Raw genomic sequence first — 22,373 nt, forward strand, 5'->3', positions numbered from 1 at the left:
CGTCAGCCCGAGAATACTATGTATTATACCGAGTATGCTAACCGTAGTTGATGGATCGTGAGCATCCGTCACGCCATGCTGGCGCTGCTCACCGAGGCACCGAAGTACGGTCTCCAACTCCGCCAGGAGTTCGAGGCGCGAACCGGCGAGGTCTGGCCGCTCAACGTCGGGCAGGTCTACACCACGCTGCAACGCCTGGAGCGCGAGGGGCACGTCGAGTCCGACGACGCCGGCCGCGACGGCGCCCAGAAGCGCTACCGGCTCACCGCCGACGGCGAGCGCGAGCTGCACAGCTGGCTGCGTACGCCGCCGCAGGCCGGGCCGCCGCCCCGGGACGAGCTCGTCATGAAGGTGCAGGTGGCGATGCGGCTGCCTCAGGTGGACGTGACCGGGATCCTCCAGGCCCACCGGCGGCGGATCGTCGAGGAGATGCAGCACTACACGCATCTCAAGGCCGACGCGTCGCCGGAGGACGTCGGCCTGGGCCTCGTCGTCGACGCCGAGTTGTTCCGGCTGGAAGCGGTCGTCCGGTGGCTGGACGCCGCGGACGCGCGCCTGCGTACCCGTCCGACGCCGCCCGCCGACCAGGCCGCCGCACCGCCTGCCGCCGACGCTCCCGCCGGGCGTACGACGCGGCCGGACCGCGACCGGACGTCAGGAGCCCGGCGATGAGCGTCGTGTTGAGCCTGCGACAGGTGTCCAAGGTGTACGGCGCCGGTGCCGCCGCCGTGCACGCCCTGCGCGCGGTGGACCTCGACGTGGTCGCCGGTGAACTGGTCGCCGTGATGGGCCCCAGCGGCTCGGGCAAGAGCACCCTGCTCACCATCGCGGGCACCCTGGAGGAGCCCACCACGGGCCAGGTCACGGTGTGCGGGTCCGACCTCGCCACGCTCTCCGCCGACGCCACCGCGCGGCTGCGTCGCCGGTCGCTCGGCTTCGTCTTCCAGGATCTGAACCTGCTCGCCGGCCTCTCCGCCGCCGAGAACGTGGCCCTGCCCCTGGAGCTGGACGGCATGGCCGCGCGTCCGGCGCGAGCCGCCGCCCTGCGGGTGCTCGACGAGCTGGGGTTGACCGACCGCGCCGCGCACTTCCCCGACGACCTCTCCGGCGGCGAGCGCCAACGAGTCGCGATCGCCCGCGCCGTGGTGGGGGACCGGCGGCTGCTGCTCGCCGACGAGCCCACCGGCGCCCTCGACGCCGCCAACGGCGAAGCCGTCCTGCGGATGCTCCGCTCGGCCTGCAAGCGCGGCATCGCGGGAGTGATGGTCACCCACGACGCCCAGCTCGCCTCCTGGGCCGATCGGGTGATCTTCATACGGGACGGCCGGGTCGTCGACCAGACCGCGCCGTCGGCCGGCCCGGACGCCCTGCTCGCCCCGGACCCGGCGCTGTGACCGCCACCGCGAATCCGAGCCGGACGGCCACCCGGCCCACGGGCGGCGGACTCCCGGCCCGCCGCGCGGTGATCCGCTGGGCGGTACGACTGTTCCGCCGCGAGTGGCGGCAGCAACTGCTGGCCATCGCGCTGCTCACCGTCGCGGTCACCGGCGCCACCTTCGGTCTGGCGGCGACCTGGAACCTCCCCCCGTCGAGCGACGCCACGTTCGGCCGCGCCGACCAGCTCATCCGGATCCCCGGCGACGACCCCGCCGAGCTGGACACCCGGGTCACCGCCGCTCGGGCGTGGTTCGGCACGATCGACGTGATCGGTCACCGGCGCGTGCCGGTGCCGGGACTGTTCGACCCGGTGGACGTCCGGGCCCAGGACCCCGCCGGCGCGTACGGCGGCCCGATGCTCGACCTGCGGCAGGGCCGCTACCCGACCGGGCCCGCCGAGCTGGCGGTGACCGACGGGGTGGCGGAAGCCCTGCGCGCCGGGCTCGGCGCCCGGGTCCCGCTCGGTGACGCCGACCGCCTGATCGTCGGGGTCGTCGAGAATCCGGCGGACCTGCACGACGAGTTCGCCCTCACCGACCCCGCCCACGCCGAGCGGCCGCAGTCGGTGACCGTGCTGGTGGCCGGCGACCGCGACACCATGGAGGCCTTCCGCCGGACCGTCGACGGCCCGCTGGTGCGCGAGTCCCGGCCGGCGGCCGAGCGCACCGTGCTCACCCTTGCCGCCCTGGCGCTGGCAACCGTCGGCCTGCTACTCGTGTCGCTCGTGGCCGCCGCGGGATTCGTGGTGCTGGCGCAGCGCCGGCTGCGTCAGCTCGGCATGCTGGCGGCGATGGGCGCCACCCGCCGACATCTGCGGCTGGTGCTGCTGGTCAACGGCGCGGCTGTCGGGGTGGTCGCCGCAGTCTGCGGCACCGCCGTCGGGGTCGCCGCCTGGCTGGTCACCGCCGGTCTCGTCGAGACCGCCGCCGGGCACCGCATCGGCCGCTTCGACCTGCCCTGGCTCACCATCGGCGTGGGCATGCTGCTGGCCGTGGTCACCGCGACCGCCGCCGCCTGGTGGCCGGCCCGTGCGGTGGCGCGTACCCCGATCATGAGCGCGCTGTCGGCACGGCCACCGGCCCCGCCGGCGGCGCGACGGACCGCCGTGGCCGCGGCCGCGCTGCTCGCCGCCGGCCTCACCGCCCTGGTGCTCTCCGACGGGTCGAACCCGCTGCTCATCGTCGTGGGCAGCGTCGGCACCGTGCTCGGCGTGCTGCTCGCCAGCCCGCTGACCATCCCGGCTCTGGCGGCGGCCCGGGGCGGCCTGCCGGTGGCCGTCCGGCTCGCACTGGCCGACCTGGCCCGGTATCGCGTTCGGGCCGGTGCGGCGCTCGCCGCCATCAGTCTCGCGGTGGGCCTGTCGGCGGCCATCGTGGTGGGCTCCGCCGCGGCGGAGTACCGCAGCCGGGAGGCCGCCGGGCTGGGCAACCTGGCGGACAGCCAGTTGCTGATCCGGATCGGGCAGCCGGATCCGGTGATTCCGGGGCGTACGGCGGCCGAGATCGCCGCTCTCCAGGCCCGGACCGACACCATCGCGGCCGGCGTTGGCGCGGCCACCGTCATTCCGCTCGACATGGCGGTGGTGGCCTCGCACACCGACCCGGGTCGGGAGGGGGGACCGACCGGCCACCCGGCCGTCGAGATCGCCGTTCCGGCAGCGGCCGGCGAGTCGACCCCCTCCCATCCGCTCTACGTGGTCAGTCCCGGACTGCTCCGGCTGAACGGGGCGGACGGGATGGCGGTCGACGCCGACACCGACGTGCTCACCGCCCGCACCGGTGAGCTGGAGCTGGTGAACATCCCGGCCCGGGGCGTGCGGCCGAGCGTGCGCACCCTGCCCCGGTCCGGCTACACCGGGCTGCCCGACTCGTTGATCACTCCCGCCGCGCTCGCCCGGCACGGCTGGCAGCCGGCCCGGGTCGGCTGGTTCCTCGCGGCCGACCACCCCCTCACCGGCGCGCAGCTGGCCACGGCCCAGGAGATGGCCGCCACCGCCGGGCTCACCATCGAGTCACGCCGGTCGCAGAGTTCGCTGACCGCGCTGCGCACCGGTGCGACCGTCGCCGGCGTACTGCTCGCGCTCGGGGTGCTGGCGACGACCGTCGGGCTCATCCGGGGCGAGGCGGCGGCGGACCTACGCACCCTGGCCGCGACCGGCGCGCCGAGGCGGGTACGACGGACACTCACCGCCACCACCGCTGGAGCGCTCGCGCTGCTCGGCGCCGTGCTGGGCGTGGCCGGCGCGTACCTGGCGCTGGCCGCTGCTCTGCACCGTGACCTCGACCCGCTCGGCGCCGTGCCCGTCGCGCACCTCGTCGCGATCGTCAGCGGGCTGCTGGTGGTCGCCACCGGCGCCGGATGGCTGCTCGCCGGCCGGCTGCCGCCGTCGCTGTCCCGGCGCGTCCTGGACTGAGCGCCGGGCGAGACCAGGGCACCCTGGGCGCCGATCGGCGCGGCGCCCAGGGTGCCTCGGTCTCGCCCGCCCTCGTTCAGGCCACCGGCGTGGCGGTCCCGGTCGTGCGGGCGAGGCGCTGGTGGGCGCGGATCAGCTCGGCGTAGCGCAGGCCGCTCGCCTTCACCGTCCGGCGCTGGGTGGCGTAGTCCACGTGCACCAACCCGAAGCGCTTGTCATAGCCGTACGCCCACTCGAAGTTGTCCAGCAGCGACCAGACGAAGTAGCCGTCCAGCGGCACACCCCGGGCCACCGCCGACGCGCAGGCTGCCAGGTGCTGCTCCAGATGGTCGGTGCGCTCCTTGTCCTCCACCGTGCCGTCCGCGGTGACCTCGTCCGGCCACGCCGAGCCGCTCTCGGTGACGATGATCCGGCCCGGCCGGTACTCCCGGCTCACCTCGACCAGCAGCCGCTCCAGCCCCGCCGGGTACACCTCCCAGCCCATCGCGGTCTCCACCGAGCCGGGCACCGGCACCTGCCGGGCGTACGGCGGCGGCCCGGCCGGGTCGTCGACCACGAGTTGCCGGAAGTAGTAGTTCACGCCGAGGAAGTCGGTGGGCGTGGCGATCACCGCCAGGTCGTCGCCGCGTACCGGCGGTTCGACACCGTAGGTGGCGATCATGTCGGCGGGGTAGCCGCGCCCGTGCACCGGGTCCAGCCACCAGCGGTTGACGTGCCCGTCGGCCCGCCGGGCGGCGGCGACGTCCTCGGGCCGGTCGGTCGCCGGCTCGATCGGGCTGAGGTTGAGCACCAGCCCCACCGAGGCCGGCCGCGCGGCGTTGGCCCGTACCGCCTGGGTGGCCAGGCCGTGCCCGAGGAGCACGTGGTGCGAGGTGTGCACCGCGCGGGTCAGGTCCCGCTCGCCGGGTGCCATCCGCCCCTCCAGGTGCCCGATCCAGGACACGCAGAGCGGCTCGTTGACGGTGTTCCAGTCGGCCACCCGGTCACCGAGGCGGGCGGCGACCACGGCCGCGTAGTCGGCGAACGCCTCGGCGGTGGCGCAATGCGGCCAGCCACCCTTGTCCTGCAGGGCCTGCGGCAGGTCCCAGTGGTAGAGCGTGACGAACGGCCGGATGCCGTCGGCGAGCAGCGTGTCGACGAGCCGGTCGTAGAAGTCCAGCCCGGCGGGCTACTGCTACTTCAACGTGAACCCGGCCGTCGTCGCGGACCCGGCCATCGAGGCGCCCACCAACCCGAACGTGCGGTTCACCAACATGGTCACCGTCTCGCTCGGCGGTGTCGGCACCATCAACCGGGTGATCAACAACGCCGGCGGCACCGCGAACGCGGCCACCCAGCAGGTGTACCTGACCACCTATCCCTGACCGGGGCGCCCCGACCGGCCCGGTCGCGCCGACGAACCGGGCCGGCCCGGCCGCCTCCGCGCCTCCGCTCAGCCGCGAAGCGTCGGGCATGTGACTCCCGGCGCGCCCAATGCGATGATCGCGTGACGGCTGGGCTGGCATCGACGGTCCTATACTGGGCGCACCGGTCGTGGGACCCGTGAGCGGAGGCGGGCGTGCCACTCTTCTTCCTGAGCTACGCCCAAGAGGACAACCGCAACGGTCAGGTGCAGGCGTTCTTCGGCGATCTCAGCGAGGCGGTGGCCGGGCTGGCCGGGGTCCGCTGGCACGAGGCCGGGTTCATCGACGGGCAGATGCTGCTGGGCACCACCTGGACGGACGCCCTGGCCGGCGCTCTCTCCACCAGCGCCTGCCTGATCGCGCTCACCTCCCCCCGGTACGTCGTCAGTGACTACTGTGGCCGAGAGTTCCGGGTCTTCGCCGACCGGATCGACGAGCACGAGCGGCAGTTCCAGGTCCGCCCGCCAGCGCTGGTACCGGTGCAGTGGATCCCCTGCGACCGGCTGCCCGAGGTGGTCGGCACCTACCAGTACCGCAACTTCCCGACCGGCACGGTCTACGCCCAGGACGGGCTGCTCACCCTCAAGCAACGCCGCCGGCACGAGGACGAGTACCGGGACTTCGTCGACGCGCTGGCCAAGCACATCGTGCAGACCGCGCGCGACCACACCCTGCACCAGCCGGCGCAGCGCCCGACCCTGGCCAAGGTGACCAGCGCGTTCGGTCAGCCGGCCCGCCCGCAGGCGCAGACCGGGCCGGCCGTGGCCGGCGCCGTGCAGCGGGCCACCAGCGCGCGGCACGTGCACATCGTGCTGGTCGCCGGCAGCTCCGCCGAGCTGGCCGACAGCCGTCCCGGCGCCGAGGAGCGCTACGGCGCGGTCTCCCGGGACTGGCGGCCGTACCGGCCCGAGCTGGAGGTGCCGATCGGCAGCTGGGCCGGCGCCATCGCAACCACCAAGAGCTACGGCTGGACGGTGGAGGATGCGGAGGAGTTGGCCGCGGTCCGGGAATGGGCCCGGGCCCACAACCAGATCGTCGTGCTGGTGGTCGACGTCTGGTCGGCCGACCTGCCGCGCTACCAGCTCAGTTTGATCCGCTACGACCGCGACGTGGCCTCGCCGCGGGCGCCGGTGCTCGTACCCTGGACGGCCGCCGACGACGCCGCGTCCGGTGGTAACCGCAAGATGTGGGACACGCTGGCCCGGGTGCTCCCGCATCACGTGCTGCACAACACCCGCGACCTGTGGCGCACCGAGATCGCGACCTCCGCCCGCTTCCAGGAGGAGCTGGAGGACGTGCTGGTGGTCGAACAGGGCCGGATCTACCGCACGGGCACGGTCTACCAGGAGCCACCCACGGACGGCTCCGGCCAACGCCCGATCCTCGAAGGTCCCTAGGGGAGGCAGGCCATGGCGGTGAACGAGACGGCACGCGGCCAGATCGTGACCTTCTATTCGTACAAGGGCGGCACCGGCCGGACGATGGCGCTCGCCAACGTGGCCTGGATCCTCGCCAGTCAGGGCCTGCAGGTGCTGGTGGTCGACTGGGATCTGGAATCCCCGGGCCTGCACCGCTACTTCCACCCGTTCCTGCGGGACAAGGAGCTGCGGGCCACCCCGGGCGTGATCGAGATGATCTGGGATTACTCGATCGCCACCATGCAACGCAACCGGGACGAGGACTCCCAGGAGCTGCTCACCGGGCACGGCAAGATCCAGCGACGGGCGGTCTCCCTGAACTGGGACTTCAGCCACGGCGGCGTCATCGACTTCGTGGCCGCCGGGCAGCAGGACTCGGCGTACTCCCGGCTGGTGAGCACGTTCGACTGGGCCAACTTCTACGAGCGGCAGGGCGGCGCGTCGTTCATCGACGCGGTCCGCGCGCAGATGCGCGCCGAGTACGACGTGGTGCTGATCGACAGCCGCACCGGCCTCAGCGACGTGGCCGGCATCTGCACCGTGCAACTGCCCGACCTGGTGGTCAACTGCTTCACCATGTCCACCCAGAGCATCCGCGGCGCGGCGGCGGTGGCCCGCTCCATCCGCGGCCAGCGCCCGGACGACCCGCCGCTGCTGCTGCCGGTGCCGATGCGGGTGGAGGACGCCGAACTGCGCAAGCTGGAGACCGGCCGCGACCTGGTCCGGGCCGAGTTCGCACCCTTCCTCGACCACCTCTCCGACTCGGCGGCGGCCCGCTACTGGAACACCATCGAGGTGCCGTACCGCGCCTTCTACGCCTACGAGGAGATCCTCGCCGCCTTCGGCGACCGGCCCGAGCAGGTGGGCACCCTGCTCGCCGCGTACGAGCAGCTCGCCTCGGTGGTCACCGGGGGCCGGGTCACCACGTTGCATCCGATGCCCGAGGAGGACCGGCGCCGCTCGCTGACCGAGTTCGAGCGCAGCCGGCTCACCGCCGAGCAGGCCGTGCTGGTCAGCTACGCGTCCGCCGACCGGCTCTGGGCCGAGTGGATCACCGACCAGTTGGAGGAGGCCGGGCTGCGGGTGGACCGCCGGGCGGTGGACGTCCCGCTGCGTGCCGGAGGGCGGGCCGAGTTCGACCGGGCCGTCGGCGGCGCCAGCCGGGTGCTGGCCGTGCTCACCCGGCACTACGCGGGCACCTCGCTCGCCGCCGAGGTGTGGAAGACCGCCTCCGGCCGGGACCAGCTCGGCGGCGGTGGCCTGCTGGTGCCGCTGCGGGTGGACGAGTCGCGGCTGCCCGTGCCATACAGCGACCGCAGCCCCGTGGACCTCACCGACGTCGATCCGTCCACCGCCCGGACCCGGCTGCTGGAGGCGGCCGGCGCCTCGGCGGTCGCGGTCGGCGGGCGCGCGGTCGGCCGGTTCCCCGGCCCGTTCCCGGCGGTGTCCAACGTCCGCCAGCACGGCACCCCGTTCGTCGGCAGGGCCGCCCAGCTGGAGGCGCTGCGCGACCGGCTCACCGCCGCACCGGACTCGACGACACAGGTGGTGCACGGCCTGGGCGGAGTCGGCAAGACCCAGCTCGCCGCCGAGTACGCGCTGCGCTTCGGCCGCGACTACGACCTGGTCTGGTGGATCCCGGCGGACAGCGAGGACCGCATCCGTGGCGGCCTCGCCGACCTCGGCCAGGCGATGGGGCTGGGCAGCGGCGGCGGCGCCGACGCGGTCCGCCGGGTGCTCGACGCGCTGCGCCGGGGCGGCCCGGACCGGCGCTGGCTGATCATCATGGACAACGCCAACGAACCCACCCGGGGCACCAGGGCGCTTCTGCCGCAGGGCCCGGGCCACGTGCTGCTCACCACCCGCGACCAGAGCTGGAGCGAGTACGCCACCGCGACCGAGTTGAGCGTCTTCGACCGCGCCGAGAGCGTCCAGCTGTTGCGTGACCGGGTCCGCGGGCTCACTGACGGCGAGGCGACGCAGGTGGCCGAGAAACTCGGGGACCTGCCGCTCGCGGTCGAGCAGGGTGCGGCGTACCTGCGGGCCACCGCGATGCAGGTCGACCGGTACCTCGCCTCGCTGGACACGCCAGGGCTGCTGCGGATCCTCGACGGCCGGCAGTCCGCCGGCTACTCCAAGACGCTCGCCGCCACCTGGCTGGTCACCCTGGCCCAGCTCCGCTCCGAGAAGCCGGCGGCCGCCCGGCTGTTGGAACTCTGCTCGTTCTACGCGCCGGAGCCCATCCCGGTCGCCATGCTCACCGGCGAGCGCTTCGCGAGCTTCATGGCCCCGTTCGACCCGACGTTGACCGACCCGATCCTGCAGGGCCTGGTCACCGCCGAGCTGGGTCGCTACGGGCTGGCCCAGGTGGACGCGGAGAACAACTCCGTCCGCATCCACCGGCTGGTCCAACTGGTCATCCAGGATCAGCTCGACGACGCGGAGGAGGCCCGCCGGCAGGCCCAGTCGCTGCTCGCGGCGGCCAGCCCACGGGACCCGGACAAGCCGGTCAACTGGCCCCGGTACGCCGAGCTGTGGCCGCACGTGCGCCCCAGCGGGCTGCACCTGTCCACCATGGACGAGGCGCGGCAACTGGTCGTGGACATCGTGCGCTACCTCTACCGGCGCGGCGACTACGACACCAGCCGAACGTTGGCGCAGGAGTCGCTGGCCGGTTGGCGCGACACCGACGATGACGACCCGACCAAGCTGCGGATGCGCTTCCACCTGGCCAACGTGCTGCGCGCGCAGAGCCATTTCGACCAGGCGTACGAGATCGACCGGGACGTGTACGACCGGCAGCGGCGAATCTTCGGCGAGGAGCACCTCTACACCCTGATGACCGCCCGCAGCCTGGGCGCCGACCTGCGTGCCCAGGGCCGCTACCACGATGCCGAGGCGCAGGACCGGCGCACCCTGGAGCTGAGCGTGCGCACCTTCGGCGACGACAGCGGCCGGACCCTCACCGCGGAGAACAACCTCGCCGTGTCGCTGCGGCTGGTCGGCGACTTTCGCGGTGCCGCCCTGCTGGACCAGCACATCCATGAGCGGCGGCGGGCCCGCTTCGGCGAGGAGGACCCGTCCACCCTGGCCTCGGCCAGCAACTATGGGCGGGGGCTACGGGACACCGGCGAGCTGTGGCGCTCGCACAGCGTGCTGCAACGCACCTACACCGTCCAGCAGAAGGTGATCGGCGCGGACCACCCGGAGACCCTCCGGACGGCCAAGGAGCTGGCGCTCACCCTGCGCCAGCTCGGCCGCTTCGCCGACGCGCACCGGCTGATCGAACGGACCGTGGTCCGCTACCAGCGCATCCTCGGTGGCGAGCACGCCGACACGTTGTCCGCCGAGATGGCGCTGGCCACCACCTGGTCGGCGGTCGGCGACAACCAGACCGCGCTCCGGGTGGCCCGGCGGCTGCGGGACGGCTACAACGAGGTGCTCGGCGAGACACACGCCATCACCCTGGCCTGCCTGAACAACCTCGGCGTGCTGCTGCGCAAGCAGGGCGACCACGTCCAGGCCCGGGACCTCGCCCAGCGGGTCCGCGACCAGTTGCTGGCCACCCTCGGCGAGCGGCACCCGCACACCCTGTTGGCCACCCTCAACCTCGCCAACGACCTGTTCGCCCTCGGCGACCGGGACACCGCGCTGCTGCTGGACACCACGGCGTACGTGGAGTTGACCCGGGCGCTGGGCGCCGAGCACCCGGACACCCTCTCCGCGTCGGTCAACCTGGCGTTGAGCCGGCTCGCCACGGAGAGCGAGGCGGACGCCGGGCGCGCCCTCTACGACGAGGCGTTCGGGCAGCTGGTGCAGCTCTTCGGTGGGGACAACCCGCGGGTGGTGCAGGCCCGCCAGCGGGAGCGCGCGAACGCCTACATCGAACCGGCCCTGCTCTAGGGGGTTGTCCGCACACCCGGCGGGGACGGCGGGGTGGCCTGGTCGAGCACGCTCACCGGACGCTCGAAGAACGTCTCGAGCACGACGATGGTCTGGGTGCCGGTGACTCCGTCGATGTCGAAGATGCCGCGCAGCACCGCCTGAAGGTCTTCGGTTGTCGCGGTGCGGATCTTCACCAGCAGCGAGGCCGCGCCGGCGATGACATGAGCTTCCTGGATGCCGGGCATGGCCGCGAGGGCGGCACAGGTGTCGCCCATCCACGTGTTGCCGTCGACCATCACGAAGGCCGACACGCCGCGGTCCACGGCGGCCGGATCGACGTCGATGGTGGTGCGGCGGATCACGCCGCGTTCGCGGAGCTTGCGCACCCGGTCGTGCGCCGAGCCCGCCGACAGACCCACCGCCTTCCCCAGCGCCGCGTAGGACTGGGTGGCGTCGTCCTGCAGGCGCGCCAACAACGCACGGTCGATGTCGTCTACCACGCAGCCGCTCCTTCAAAACATAATCCCGCAAACCAGCCTGTTGACCATACCAGGTTCGGTCCGAGTAGGCTTGGCCCGAACGTGATCGGCGAAATCTGGGAGGCATGGCGATGGTCGAGACTGTTCCGGCGGAGTTTCACCTGCTCGACGAGCGTTTCCGCTACCTGGACGGCGACTTCGTCGTCGAACGGCTGCACACGGGCGCACGCAAGACCGAGGGCCCGGCGTACTTCCCAGCCGGCCGGTACCTGGTGTGGAGCGACATCCCCAACGATCGACTGCTGCGCTGGGACGAGACCACCGGCGCGGTCGGCGTCTACCGCCACGCTTCGGGCTACGCCAACGGCAACACCGTGGACCGCCAGGGCCGGCTGGTCACGTGCGAACAGGGCAACCGGCGAGTCACCCGCACCGAACATGACGGCACGATCACCGTGCTCGCCGACCGTTACGAGGGTCGGCGGCTCAACAGCCCCAACGACGTCGTGGTACGCGCCGACGGCACGATCTGGTTCACCGATCCGAGCTACGGCATCCACTCCGACTACGAGGGCAACAAGGGCGAGAACGAGTTCGGCGGCGCGTGCCACGTGTTCCGCCTCGACCCGGCCACCGGCGACCTGCGGATCGTCGCCGACGATTTCTGCCGCCCCAACGGCCTGGCCTTCTCCGGCGACGAGCAGCAGGTCTACATCGTCGACACCCGGCAGGAACCGAGCCGCATCCGCGTTTTCGACGTCACCGCCGACGGCTACCTGACCGGCGGGAGGGTCTTCGCCGAATGCGATTTCGGCCGCTTCGACGGCCTCCGCGTCGACGACGCCGGGCGCGTGTGGGCCGCGTCCTGGGACGGCCTGCACTGCTTCGACCCCGACGGCACCCTCATTGGCAAGCTTCTGCTGCCCGAATCGGTCGCCAACCTCACCTTCGGCGGGCCGAAACGCAACCACCTGTTCATCACCGCCGGCGCTTCCGTGTACGCGCTGCGAGTCACCTTCAACGGCGCCCGCTACCCGGCGGCCACCGGAGGCGAGGCGAGATGAGCGACGACCTGCGCACGGCGCGGGTCATGGAGAAGTTGGGGCGTCGAGGCACCACGTCGCCAACGCCAGCAGGTCGGCGTCGGGCACCGCCCGGTGGACCGCGCGAACCAGGTCCGGGCGGGTCGCCAGGACAACGGCCGCGGCCGGATGCCCGGTTCGCCGGGCGGCGAGCGCCAGTCCCACCCAGGCGTCGGTGTCCCCGGGATCGTCGCTCAGTCGTCGTCGGTACCCATCCAGTGCCCGCACCGGATCGCCTTCCGCGTAAGCCCGGTCAGGCGGGTCCAGCATGGACAGACCAGTGTCGCCGGTCAGCAGTCGCCCACGTACCGCAGCCTCCGGTCCGGTCTCCACGGCGAGCGCCGGGGCGGCCGGGCGTGGCGCGACCGTCGGCGGCGGCCCGTCGTCCGGGCGTGGCTGCTCGCGCCGCCAGGCCCGCACCGCGCGGTCGACCTCATCCGGGTGGGGGGTCAGGTTGGCCAGGCCCCAGCGCACCGCGCCGCCGTCGGCGATGTCGCGCACCGCCGACTCGACCCGTTCGTCGACCGGCTCGCGCCAGCCGCGCAGGGTGCCCGCCATGCCGGCCACGAAGCTCCGCCCGGCGTCGGTCAGCTCCACCGCGTCGGTGAGCTGCCGGATCGCGCGGGCGGTCTGCTCCCGCCAGTACGCGAACTCGAACGCGGCGGTCACGCCCTCCGCCCGCCGGCAGCGCCACACCTCGGCCACCCCCAGGTGCGCGTACGCGCCCTGGAGCAGGGCGCCGACCGGGCGGGGGTCGAGCCGCCACGGCGCCCGGTAGCGGGCCGGCCCGCCGGGGCCGTGCAGCCGCACCAGGTCCAGCAGCGCACCGAGTTTGGTGTGTTGCAGCTCGTGCACCAGCAGCAGGGCGAGGGTCTTCGGGTCGGCCGGCACGGACAGCGCGATGGCGCCCAGCGCGTCCCGACTGGTCGCGCTCACCGCGTGCCCGGACGGCGGGGGCCGCAGCGGCACCAGCGAGCGCAGCAACCCGGCCAGCCCGTCGGCGTGGGCCGGCAGGTTGACGCGCAGCCACCGCCACGCCTGCCCGGTCAGCCGGCTCAGGTCGGCGGCGGCGTCGTCGGCGAGTCGGGGCGCGGGCGGGTGGTGGTAGCGGCGCCGCCACGGGTCCTGGTCGTCGATGGTGACCTCGACGCCGGCGGCCGGGGCGATCCGCCGCGCCGGCAGCCAGCGCGCCGGCCCGTCCCGCGGGACGATCCGCACGGTGCCGTGCCGGGCGCTCACCACCGTCGGGCCGGGGGTGAGATCCACCGCGCCGCCGAGGGTGGGCAGTAGCAGCGTGCCGTCCGGGCAGGGCAGCGTCAGCTCGAAGGCGAGACCCGCCCGGGTCGCCGCGGCAGCGGCGAGCGCGGCCAGGTAGCCGGCGTCGGCGGGCCGGTCGATGGCCGCGCGCGCCCAGCCGGTGAGCGGCGGGTGCGCCAGCACCTCGGCGACCGCCGCCGGGTCGGCCCGCTCGGCCCGGGTGAGCAGCTCCAGGCCGCGCCGGGCCAGCGGGTCGTCGCCGTACGCGCGGGCGGCGGCGACCGTCAGCAGCTTGCGTCGGCCCAACTGCCCGCCGCGCAGCACGTCGAGGGCGGTGGGGTCACCGTGCCCGCCGGCCAGCCCGGCGAACTGCGTCCCGGACAGCGGCCCCGACACGGCTCACCGCCCCGCGGGCACGATCGCCCCGGCGCCCACCGCCTCCGCCGCGCGGCCCGCGACCGGTGTCTGGACCGTGTCGCGCGGTGCCGCCTCGGCCGGGCCGGGCTGGGCGGCGGCGCGGCGGCGCAGCGCGTCCAGGTCGGCGGCGACCACCGACCGCACGTGCCGGATCAACCGGAACAGGTCGGGGCAGTAGACCGACGGGTGGGCGAAGCCGGCGCCGTCGCGGAAGCGGTGCGCGTACAGGCCACCGCCGCACGCGCCGACGACCGGGCAGGCCCGGCAGGCCGCCGCGAGAGCCGCCAACCCGGTCGGCCGCCCGGCCAGCGACGGGTGGCGCAGCGCCTCGTCGAAGCTGTGCCGGAAGACGTCCAACCCGGTACGCATCGCCGACGTGGTGGTCGTCTTGAGGGTGTCGGTGCCCTCGATGGTGCCGTCGGTCTCGATCGTCATGATGTCCGGCTCGGCAACGCCCAGCGCCTGGGTGCCGCTGCGCCCGCCGAGCAGCACCGCGATGAGTGACTCGAACAGCCGGATCCCGGTGCGCCGGGGCGTCTCCCGGTACCAGGTGTCGAAGACGGCGATCAGCCAGTCCGCGTACGGGGTGGCGGGGTCGTCGGGGTGGCGGCCGGGCGGGGGAGTGCTCCAGTTGCCGTGCGGCAGCAACAGGTCCAGCAGGGGCGGGTCGAACTCCAGCAGGCTCCGGTAGACGCTGACCGGATCGTTGGCGAGGTCGACGGTGCAGAGCAGGCCGGCGTACCGGGCCCGGTGCTCGGGTCGGGCCAGCAGGCGCAGCGCGGCGGCCACCTCGGTGAAGCTGCCCCGCCCGTCGGCGTGCCGGCGGTGCCGGTCGTTGGCCGTCCGGCCGCCGTCCACGCTCACCCCGACGTCAACGCCGTGCGTGTGACAGAAGGCGAGCACCGTCTCGTCCAGCAGCAGCCCGTTGGTCTGCATCGCGACGTCGAGGGTGGTGCCGGCGGGCATCGCGGCGCGCAGCGTACGCACCGTCCGGTCGAGCACGGCGACGCCGGCCAGCAGCGGCTCCCCGCCGTGCAGGACCACGCGGACCCGGTCGGTGCGGTGCCGGGCGACGTGGGCGGCCAGCCGGTGGGCCACCCGGGCCACGGTGGCCGGCGCGATCACCCGGGGCCGGTCCCGCCAGCCCTGGTCGGCGTGCCGGTAGACGTAGCAGTAGTCGCAGGCCAGGTTGCAGCGCGAGTGCACCTTCAGCACCAGTTGGCGTACCCGGGGCGCGGTCGGGGCAGTGGGCGGTCCGGCCGCCGGTGCCACCTCCGCGGCAGGGCGGCGTCGGTCGGCCGACGGCGAGGCGTCGGCCGACACGGTCAGAAGCTCGACTCGAACGCGGACACGTCGCCGGGCCGGGCCGGGTCACCCTCGGTGACCAGCGTGGCCAGCACGTGGGCCAGCACACCGTCACCGGCGCCGGCCAGCAGATCCGCCAACGGCACGTCGCCGAGCCGCACCAGGGCGGCGCCGGCGGTGACGGGCGTGGGCGGTTGGGCGTGCTCAGCCACCGTGGACCGCCCCACGGTCAACGACCGGCACCTGCGTCACCGCTGCGCTCACTCCGCCTTTCTACACCATCGCGCCCGGCCCGGGATGGCGCGACACCACAGCCCGCACACGCTGGCCACCCTGCCGTCACCTGGCGTACCGCCGCCGCCGTCCGATCGCCCCGCGACCTCGGCCGACGCGGCCGGCGTTCGGATTTCTTCCGGGCGGTCTGTCGATCCGGCCGGCGGCCGTTCGTGTGGAGGATGAGAGGTCGGCGACGGGCCGGCCGCCCCGCGAGGAGGAACGATGACTCTCTACCTGCTCAGCATCCACCAGCCGCAGGGTGAGCTGCCGCCGGAGCCGGAGTTCCTGGCCGGGGTGATGCGCCAGCTCGGCGAGTTGCGTGACGAGCTGACCGCCACCGGGTCATGGGTCTTCGGGCAGGGCCTGCACAGCCCGGACTCCGCCACCGTGCTGCGCCCCCGCGACGGCGAGGTGCTCGTCACCGACGGGCCGTTCGTCGAGGGCAAGGAGTACCTGGGCGGCATCACCATCATCGACGTTCCGGACCTGGACGCCGCCCTGGACTGGGGCCGCCGCTACGCGCTGGCCACCACCCTGCCGGTCGAGGTCCGCCCGTTCCAGGGTGGAGCCGGCGACTGACCGTGGAGAACGTGGAGTCGGTGTTCCGCGCGGAGTACGGCCGCGCGGTCGCCGTCCTGGTCCGCCTCCTCGGCGACATCGACCTCGCCGAGGAGGCCGTCCAGGACGCCTTCACCATCGCGCTGCGACGGTGGCCGCAGACCGGCCCGCCACCCAGCCCGGCCGGCTGGATCATCACCACCGCCCGGAACCGGGCCATCGACCGGCTGCGCCGGGAAGCGTCCCGGGCCGACCGGCACGCCCAGGCGGCCCTGCTGTACGCCGCCCACCCACCCGTCGAGGAGACACCGGTGAGCGACGACCGGCTACGTCTGATCTTCACCTGCTGCCATCCGGCGTTGGCCCCGGCCGCCCGGGTCGCGCTCACTCTCCGCCTGCTCGGCGGTCTGAGCACCGCCGAGATCGCCCGCGCCTTCCTGGTGCCCGAGCCGACGATGGCGCAGCGGCTGGTCCGGGCCAAGTCGAAGATCCGCGACGCGCGGATCCCGTACCGCGTTCCGCGCGACGCCGACCTGCCCGACCGGCTGCACGCCGTGCTCGCGGTTCTCTACCTGATCTTCAACGAGGGGTACACGGCCAGCACCGGACGGCGACTGGTCCGCACGGAGCTGTGCGCCGAGGCGGTCCGGCTGGCCCGACTGCTGGTCGAGCTGATGCCGGACGAGCCGGAGGCGCTCGGCCTGCTCGCCCTGATGCTGCTCACCGAGTCCCGTCGGGACGCGCGGACCACCACCGACGGCGACCTCGTTCCGCTGCCCCGGCAGGACCGGGCCCGGTGGGACGCCGCGCTGGTCGCCGAGGGACAGTCGCTGGTCCGCCGCTGTCTGCGCCGCGACCAGCCGGGGCCGTACCAGATCCAGGCCGCGATCGCCGCCGTGCACAGCGCCGCGCCGCGCGCCACCGACACCGACTGGGGGCAGATCCTCCAGCTGTACGACCACCTGCTGGCGGTGGCCCCCGGCCCGGTGGTGGCGCTGAACCGGGCGGTCGCGCTCGCCGAGGTGGCCGGACCGGCGGTGGCGTTGGCCGAGGTGGACCGGCTCGACCTGGACGGCTACCACGTACGGCACGCGGTCCGCGCCGACCTGCTGGCTCGGCTCGGCCGGGGCGGGGAGGCCGCCGTGGCGTACCGGAGGGCAGCCGCGCTGACCGACAACGCGGCCGAACAGGCATTCCTCAGCGGGCGGGCGGCGGCTCTGTCGACCGACTGACCACACCGCGCCGGCTGACAGCTCAGCGGATGCCGTGCGTCTGGATCCAGAGTTCCAGCAGCCCGAGCTGCCACAGCTTGTTGCTGCCGGCCGCAGCCTCGGCCCGGTCCGGCTCGGCGAGCAGCCGTGCCACGTACTCCGGGCGGAACAGGCCCCGCTCCCGCGCGGCCGGCGCCTGCAACGCCTCGGCCACCAGCTCCCGAACCGGCCCGTCCACGTTGCGCAGCGCCGGCACCGGGAAGTAGCCCTTCGGCCGGTCGATGACCTCGGCCGGCACCACCTCCCGGGCGACCTCCTTGAGCACGCCCTTGCCGCCCTGGGCCACCTTGTGCTCCGGCGGGCAGTGCGCGGCCAGGGTGACCAGGTCCTGGTCGAGGAAGGGGGTGCGCACCTCCAGGCCCCACGCCATGCTCATGTTGTCCACCCGCTTGACCGGGTCGTCCGGCAGCATCAGGTGGGTGTCCAGGCGCAGCACCGCGTCCAGCGCGGTCTGCGCACCGGGGGCGGCGAGGTGCTCGGTCAGCAGGTCGCGGCTGGCGTCGTGGTCCAGCGCGTACGCCGGGCCGACGATCCGGCGCAGCTCGTCGTGGTCGCGGTCGAAGAACGCGGTGGCGAACGTCTCGGCGGCGCCGTGCCGGGGCGCCTCGGTCAGTGGCTGGTGGTAGCCGTAGCCGGCGAACACCTCGTCGGCGCCCTGCCCGGACTGGGCCACCTTCACGTGCTGGGCCACCTGCTCGGAGAGCAGGTGGAAGGCGACGACGTCGTGGCTGCCCATCGGCTCGGCCATCGCCTGAACGGCGCGCCGCACGGCGGGCACCAGGTCGTCGTTGGACAGCCGGATCCGGTCGTGGTCGGTGTCGTACGCGCGGGCCACCAGGTCGGAGTAGTGGAACTCGTCGCCGGACTCGCCGCCGCGGCTGTCGAAACCGATGCTGAACGTGCGCAGGTGCCGCTGGCCGGCCTCGGCGAGCAGCGCCACGATGAGGCTGGAGTCCAGCCCACCGGAGAGCAGCACCCCGACCGGCACGTCGGCGACCAACCGCCGGCGTACCGCCGTGCGCAGCGCGTCCCCCACGGCGGCCCGCCAGTCGGCGGCGTCCATGCCGGCGTCGGCCGGCTCCCGCACGTAGTCCGGCCGCCAGTACACCTCCTCCCGGTTGCGCCCGTCCGCCTCGATCACCCGCATGGTGGCCGGCGGCAGCTTGCGTACGCCGCGCAGCACGGTCCGTGGCGCGGGCACGATGGAGTGCCAGGACAGGTAGTGGTGCAGCGCCACCGGGTCGACGCTGGTGTCCACGTCGCCGGCACGCAGCAACGCCGGCAGGGTGGAGGCGAACCGCAGCCGCCCGGGGGTCTCGGCGAGGTAGAGCGGTTTGATGCCGAGCCGGTCACGGGCCAGCACCAGCCGCCGCCGGGCCCGGTCGACCAGCCCGATCGCGAACATGCCGACCAGGTGGTCGACGAAGCGGTCACCCCAGTGCGCGTACGCCACCAGGATCACCTCGGTGTCGCTGGTGGAGTGGAAGGCGTACCCGGCGTGGGTCAATTCCTCGCGCAGCTCGGGATAGTTGTAGATGCAGCCGTTGAAGACCAGCGCCAGGCCCAGGTCCTCGCGCACCATCGGCTGGCCGCCCGCGTCGGACAGGTCGATGATGGTCAGCCGGCGGTGCCCCAGCGTCACCCAGCCGTCGGTGAACAGGCCCTCGCCGTCCGGGCCGCGTGACCGCATCGCCTCGGTCATCCGGGTGACCGCCGCCGCATCGGGCGGCCTGCCGTCGAACCGAGCCTCGCCGCTGATCCCGCACATCAGGCGGGGTGGTGAGTCAGATGGGACACCAGCGGCACGGACATCCTCCTGTCACCTCGCCCGACCGTGTCGTGGCCGGTCCCGCCTACCGGACGGGCCGCGCTGGCTACCCGGGCGCGGGGTGGGCAAACACGGCTTCATTGTTAGGAAGGGCCCCTTCCTCTACACCAGGCGTTAACAAGGTGCCCTTCCTTGCAGCTCAGCCGAGCAGGGTGCGCAGGATGCGGGCGAGCTGGTCGCGATCGGCGTCGTCCAGGTGGCCGAAGAAGCGGTCGGCCTCGGCCTGGCGGGCGGCCCGGATGGCGGCGCTGACCCGGTTGCCCTCCCCGGTGAGCGCGACCAGGGTCGCCCGCCGGTCGGCCGGGTCGGGCCGGCGTTCGACGAGCCCCCGGGTCTGGAGGTCGTCGATGACCTCGGTGGCGGAGCGGGGCGCGATGCGCAGGTGCTCGGCGATGGCGCCCGGGCGGAGCTCACCGTGCCGCGCCAGCACCCCGAGCGCCCGGGACTGGCTGGGGGTGACGTCCCATGGCGCCAACGACTCCCGCGCCTGCCGACGCAGTCGCCCGGCCACCGCCCAGAACGTCTCCGCCAGGCTCTCGTCGTCGCCGTCCGCCGTGCGCTCCGTCACGGGGAATACGGTAGCAGGGGATGCGGTTGCTACCTCATGATGAGGTAACCTCAGCAATATTCCCGACGAGAGGCAGTGCCCCTTGGAATCCACCCCCACCGGCCGCGACCGCGGCCACCGCACCGTCAGCGCCGACGAGAAGGCGCAGGCCCGCCAGGTGTCACTGCGCCGCATCGGCCGGCTCTTCACCGCCCACCGGCCCGCGCTGGCCGCCGTGACCGCGATCATCGTGGCCTCCTCGATCATCGCGATGGCCACCCCGTTCCTGCTGCGTGCCGTCATCGACCGGGCCCTGCCGCAGGGCGACGTGACCCTGCTGGTCTGGCTGGTCCTCGGCATGGTCGCGGTCGCCGCGGTGACCGCCGCCCTCGGCGTCATCCAGACCTGGATCTCCACCCGAGTCGGGCAGCAGATCATGCACCGACTGCGCACCGACGTCTTCAGCCACCTCCAGCGGCAGTCGCTGGGCTTCTTCACCCGGACCCGCACCGGCGAGGTGCAGTCCCGCATCACCAACGACATCGGCGGCATGCAGTCGGTGGTCACCTCGACCGCCACCGCCGTCGCGGCCAACCTCACCACCGTGATCGCCACCGCCGTCGCCATGGTCGCGCTCTCCTGGCAGCTCTCCCTGGTCTCCCTCGTGGTGCTGCCACCGGCGATCTGGCTGACCCGCCGGGTCGCCCGCATGCGCCGGGAGATCACCGCCCAGCGCCAGCGGGAGCTCGCCGACCTCAACGTCACCGTGGAGGAGGGGCTGTCGATCAGCGGCGTCCAACTGGCCAAGACCCTCGGCACCGGGCCCGCGCTGATCGACCGGTTCACCGCCTCGTCGGCCCGCCTGGTCGACCTGGAACTGCGCAGCGAACTGGCCGGTCGCTGGCGGATGGCCTCGATGAGCATCATCTTCGCCGCCGTACCGGCGGTCATCTACCTCGCCGCCGGCCTGCCCGGCACCGCCGGCACGCTGAGCATCGGCACCCTGGTCGCCTTCACCGCATTGCAGGGCGGCCTGTTCCGGCCGCTGATGGGCCTGCTCAACGTGGGCGTGTCGCTGACCGCCTCGCTGGCGCTGTTCGCCCGCATCTTCGAATACCTCGACCTGCCGATCGACGTGGCCGACCCGGCCGAGCCGGTCCGACTCGACCCCGCCCGGGTCCGCGGCCACCTGCGCCTGGAGGACGTCACCTTCGGCTACCCGGGTAGCGACACCGCCGCCCTCGCCGGGGTCACCCTGGACGTGCCCGCCGGCACCAGCCTCGCCCTCGTGGGCGAGACCGGCTCCGGCAAGAGCACCCTCGCCGGGCTGGTCAGCCGGCTGCACGACCCGACCGCCGGCCGGGTCACCGTCGACGGGGTCGACCTGCATGACCTGCGCCTGGCCGACCTGGCCGCCATCGTCGGCGTGGTCAGCCAGGAGACGTACCTGCTGCACACCACCGTCCGGGAGAACCTGCGTTACGCCCGGCCGGACGCCACCGACGCCGACATCGAGGACGCCGCCCGCGCCGCCCAGATCCACGACCTGATCGCCGGCCTTCCCGACGGGTACGACACGGTGGTCGGCTCGCGCGGCCACCGGTTCTCCGGCGGTGAGAAGCAGCGGCTGGCCATCGCCCGCACGCTGCTGCGGGACCCGCGCATCCTGGTCCTCGACGAGGCCACCAGCGCGCTGGACACCGAAACCGAACGGGCCGTGCAGCGGGCGTTCGACGTGCTCGCCGAGGGGCGCACCACGATCACCATCGCGCACCGGCTCTCCACAGTGCGCGACGCCGACCAGATCGCGGTGCTGGACCACGGGCGGATCGTCGAGGCTGGCACCCACGACAGCCTGCTGCACCGCAACGGCCGCTACGCCACCCTGGCCGCCTGACTCACAACCGTCTCGAAACCGTCGCTAAAACCGTCTCGTTATTCGGCGTCCAGGTGGCGGTAGACGGTGGCCCGCGAGACGCCCAGGGCGGCGGCGATGGCGTCCACCGAGTGGGTGCCCGCCGCGTGCATCCGCCGGGCCACCTCGACCTGCTCCCGGCCCATCGCCCGCGGCCGGCCCGGTCTCCGCCGACGGTCACCCGCGTCGGTGCCAAGGGTCGCATCCGGCGAGCGCCCGGACCCTGAGGCCGCGCCCGCCGGGACCGCAGCGGCCGCCGCCGGCCCCGCCAGCAGGCGGCGTACGCCGTCGAGCATGTCGGCGCGCAGCACCTCGTCGGGCACGTCGGTGAAGAAGACGATCGGGTCGCTGCACGTGGCGACCGCCTGCACCGCCCGGACCCGCTCCCGGCGCCCGGCGTCCGGTCCGGCGATGAGGTCGTTGGCCCGCATCGCGATCCCCATCAACCGGTGGTACGTGTCGTTCCGCCCGACCAGCGCGATGTCGTGGAAGAGCATGCCGAGCGGCCGGCGGTGGGCGAGCATGGTGTCCACCCAGCCCTCCAGCACCGTCCACCGGGCCTGCTCCGTGGGCTGCGCCTGGGCCGCGTCGAGCAGCGCCTCCAGGTCGGCCAGCAGCGGCTCGACCAGTGCCGCAAGCAGGTGCTCCTTGGCCGGGAAGTGGTACAGGATCGCGGCTTTGGTCAACCGCAGCCGTTCGCCGATCTGCCGCAGCGAGGTGCGCTGGTAGCCGTGTTCGGCGAAGAGGTCGAGCGCGGCGCGCAGGATCCGGCTGCGGGTGTCGTCCGCGGGATCGGCGGTCATGCCGGCCAGCCTAACCGGCGTCCTGACCCGGTGGCTGACGTCACCGTTGATTGTGCTGACCGACGGTCAGTACAGTGGG

18 protein-coding genes are annotated in these 22,373 nt (G+C 73.6%); 10 read left to right on the top strand and 8 right to left on the bottom strand.

The features are described 5' to 3' along the window. Window positions 1-57: 57 nt before the first annotated feature. Genes ACWD5O_RS13545 through ACWD5O_RS13555 form a run of 3 tightly spaced genes read left to right on the top strand, consistent with a single transcriptional unit; the run spans window position 58 to window position 3,850 of the window. Window positions 58-672 (top strand): PadR family transcriptional regulator, encoded by a 615-nt coding sequence (locus ACWD5O_RS13545; protein WP_354962341.1) that lies wholly within the window; start codon window positions 58-60, stop codon window positions 670-672. Continuing rightward, window positions 669-1,394 carry an ABC transporter ATP-binding protein gene (locus ACWD5O_RS13550; RefSeq protein ID WP_450004939.1) on the top strand — a complete coding sequence of 242 codons (726 nt, stop codon included), beginning with the start codon at window positions 669-671 and terminating at the stop codon, window positions 1,392-1,394. Before ACWD5O_RS13545 ends, ACWD5O_RS13550 begins: the two co-directional genes overlap by 4 nt. Continuing rightward, window positions 1,391-3,850, top strand: a complete 2,460-nt coding sequence (locus ACWD5O_RS13555; RefSeq protein WP_450085444.1) for an FtsX-like permease family protein — start codon at window positions 1,391-1,393, stop codon at window positions 3,848-3,850. The genes ACWD5O_RS13550 and ACWD5O_RS13555 overlap by 4 nt, the downstream gene beginning before the upstream one ends. A gap of 76 nt (window positions 3,851-3,926) precedes the next feature. On the opposite strand, the gene ACWD5O_RS13560 is transcribed toward ACWD5O_RS13555, so the two are convergent. After that, a complete protein-coding gene (locus ACWD5O_RS13560) occupies window positions 3,927-5,009 on the bottom strand; it encodes a family 1 glycosylhydrolase (protein ID WP_450085501.1) in 1,083 nt (360 codons plus the stop codon). 25 nt (window positions 5,010-5,034) lie between these two features. On the opposite strand from ACWD5O_RS13560, the gene ACWD5O_RS13565 reads away from it, so the two are divergent. The 3 genes from ACWD5O_RS13565 (at window position 5,035) to fxsT (ending at window position 10,574) form a co-directional block, all read left to right on the top strand. After that, a complete protein-coding gene (locus ACWD5O_RS13565) occupies window positions 5,035-5,214 on the top strand; it encodes a hypothetical protein (protein WP_450085445.1) in 180 nt (59 codons plus the stop codon). Window positions 5,215-5,408: 194 nt separating this feature from the next. After that, complete coding sequence (locus tag ACWD5O_RS13570; RefSeq protein ID WP_450004936.1) at window positions 5,409-6,650, top strand: TIR-like protein FxsC; 1,242 nt, start codon at window positions 5,409-5,411, stop codon at window positions 6,648-6,650. Between the two features lie 12 nt (window positions 6,651-6,662). Then, on the top strand, window positions 6,663-10,574 hold the full coding sequence (gene fxsT / locus ACWD5O_RS13575; protein ID WP_450085446.1) for an FxSxx-COOH system tetratricopeptide repeat protein: 3,912 nt from the start codon (window positions 6,663-6,665) through the stop codon (window positions 10,572-10,574). Here fxsT and ACWD5O_RS13580 read toward each other — a convergent pair. Beyond that, entirely contained in the window at window positions 10,571-11,056 is a 486-nt protein-coding gene (locus ACWD5O_RS13580) for an Lrp/AsnC family transcriptional regulator (RefSeq protein ID WP_354962335.1), read from the bottom strand. The genes fxsT and ACWD5O_RS13580 overlap by 4 nt on opposite strands. A gap of 110 nt (window positions 11,057-11,166) precedes the next feature. Here ACWD5O_RS13580 and ACWD5O_RS13585 point away from each other — a divergent pair, with 110 nt between their 5' ends. Next, the gene (locus ACWD5O_RS13585; protein WP_450085447.1) at window positions 11,167-12,099 is read left to right on the top strand and encodes an SMP-30/gluconolactonase/LRE family protein; all 933 of its coding nucleotides are present in this window, start codon (window positions 11,167-11,169) and stop codon (window positions 12,097-12,099) included. Between the two features lie 24 nt (window positions 12,100-12,123). Here ACWD5O_RS13585 and ACWD5O_RS13590 read toward each other — a convergent pair whose 3' ends face one another. Genes ACWD5O_RS13590 through fxsA form a run of 3 tightly spaced genes read right to left on the bottom strand, consistent with a single transcriptional unit; the run spans window position 12,124 to window position 15,323 of the window. Continuing rightward, window positions 12,124-13,770: an aKG-HExxH-type peptide beta-hydroxylase gene (locus ACWD5O_RS13590; protein WP_450085448.1), complete on the bottom strand. Its 1,647-nt coding sequence runs from the start codon at window positions 13,768-13,770 to the stop codon at window positions 12,124-12,126. Between the two features lie 3 nt (window positions 13,771-13,773). Further along, entirely contained in the window at window positions 13,774-15,114 is a 1,341-nt protein-coding gene (locus tag ACWD5O_RS13595) for an FxsB family cyclophane-forming radical SAM/SPASM peptide maturase (RefSeq protein ID WP_450085449.1), read from the bottom strand. Between the two features lie 2 nt (window positions 15,115-15,116). Beyond that, window positions 15,117-15,323: an FxSxx-COOH cyclophane-containing RiPP peptide gene (gene fxsA, locus ACWD5O_RS13600; protein ID WP_354962583.1), complete on the bottom strand. Its 207-nt coding sequence runs from the start codon at window positions 15,321-15,323 to the stop codon at window positions 15,117-15,119. A 271-nt stretch (window positions 15,324-15,594) separates the two neighbouring features. Between fxsA and ACWD5O_RS13605 the strand changes: the two genes are divergently transcribed. Together ACWD5O_RS13605 and ACWD5O_RS13610 are read left to right on the top strand one after the other, a co-directional pair. Further along, window positions 15,595-15,951: a YciI family protein gene (locus tag ACWD5O_RS13605; protein WP_450085450.1), complete on the top strand. Its 357-nt coding sequence runs from the start codon at window positions 15,595-15,597 to the stop codon at window positions 15,949-15,951. Between the two features lie 2 nt (window positions 15,952-15,953). Then, a complete protein-coding gene (locus ACWD5O_RS13610) occupies window positions 15,954-17,162 on the top strand; it encodes an RNA polymerase sigma factor (RefSeq protein WP_450085451.1) in 1,209 nt (402 codons plus the stop codon). A 22-nt stretch (window positions 17,163-17,184) separates the two neighbouring features. Here the strand turns inward: ACWD5O_RS13610 and ACWD5O_RS13615 are convergent, their stop codons facing one another. Together ACWD5O_RS13615 and ACWD5O_RS13620 are read right to left on the bottom strand one after the other, a co-directional pair. Then, window positions 17,185-18,969: an N-acetylglutaminylglutamine amidotransferase gene (locus ACWD5O_RS13615; RefSeq protein WP_354962330.1), complete on the bottom strand. Its 1,785-nt coding sequence runs from the start codon at window positions 18,967-18,969 to the stop codon at window positions 17,185-17,187. Window positions 18,970-19,168: 199 nt separating this feature from the next. Further along, window positions 19,169-19,597, bottom strand: coding sequence for a MarR family winged helix-turn-helix transcriptional regulator (locus ACWD5O_RS13620; RefSeq protein WP_450085452.1), 429 nt, complete (start codon window positions 19,595-19,597; stop codon window positions 19,169-19,171). Between the two features lie 82 nt (window positions 19,598-19,679). Here ACWD5O_RS13620 and ACWD5O_RS13625 point away from each other — a divergent pair, with 82 nt between their 5' ends. Then, a complete protein-coding gene (locus ACWD5O_RS13625; protein WP_450085453.1) occupies window positions 19,680-21,473 on the top strand; it encodes an ABC transporter ATP-binding protein in 1,794 nt (597 codons plus the stop codon). A 38-nt stretch (window positions 21,474-21,511) separates the two neighbouring features. Here ACWD5O_RS13625 and ACWD5O_RS13630 read toward each other — a convergent pair whose 3' ends face one another. Then, window positions 21,512-22,294 carry a TetR family transcriptional regulator gene (locus tag ACWD5O_RS13630; RefSeq protein WP_354962327.1) on the bottom strand — a complete coding sequence of 261 codons (783 nt, stop codon included), beginning with the start codon at window positions 22,292-22,294 and terminating at the stop codon, window positions 21,512-21,514. Window positions 22,295-22,373 lie beyond the last annotated feature (79 nt).

It is taken from the genome of Micromonospora sp. NPDC005161, from assembly GCF_053599855.1.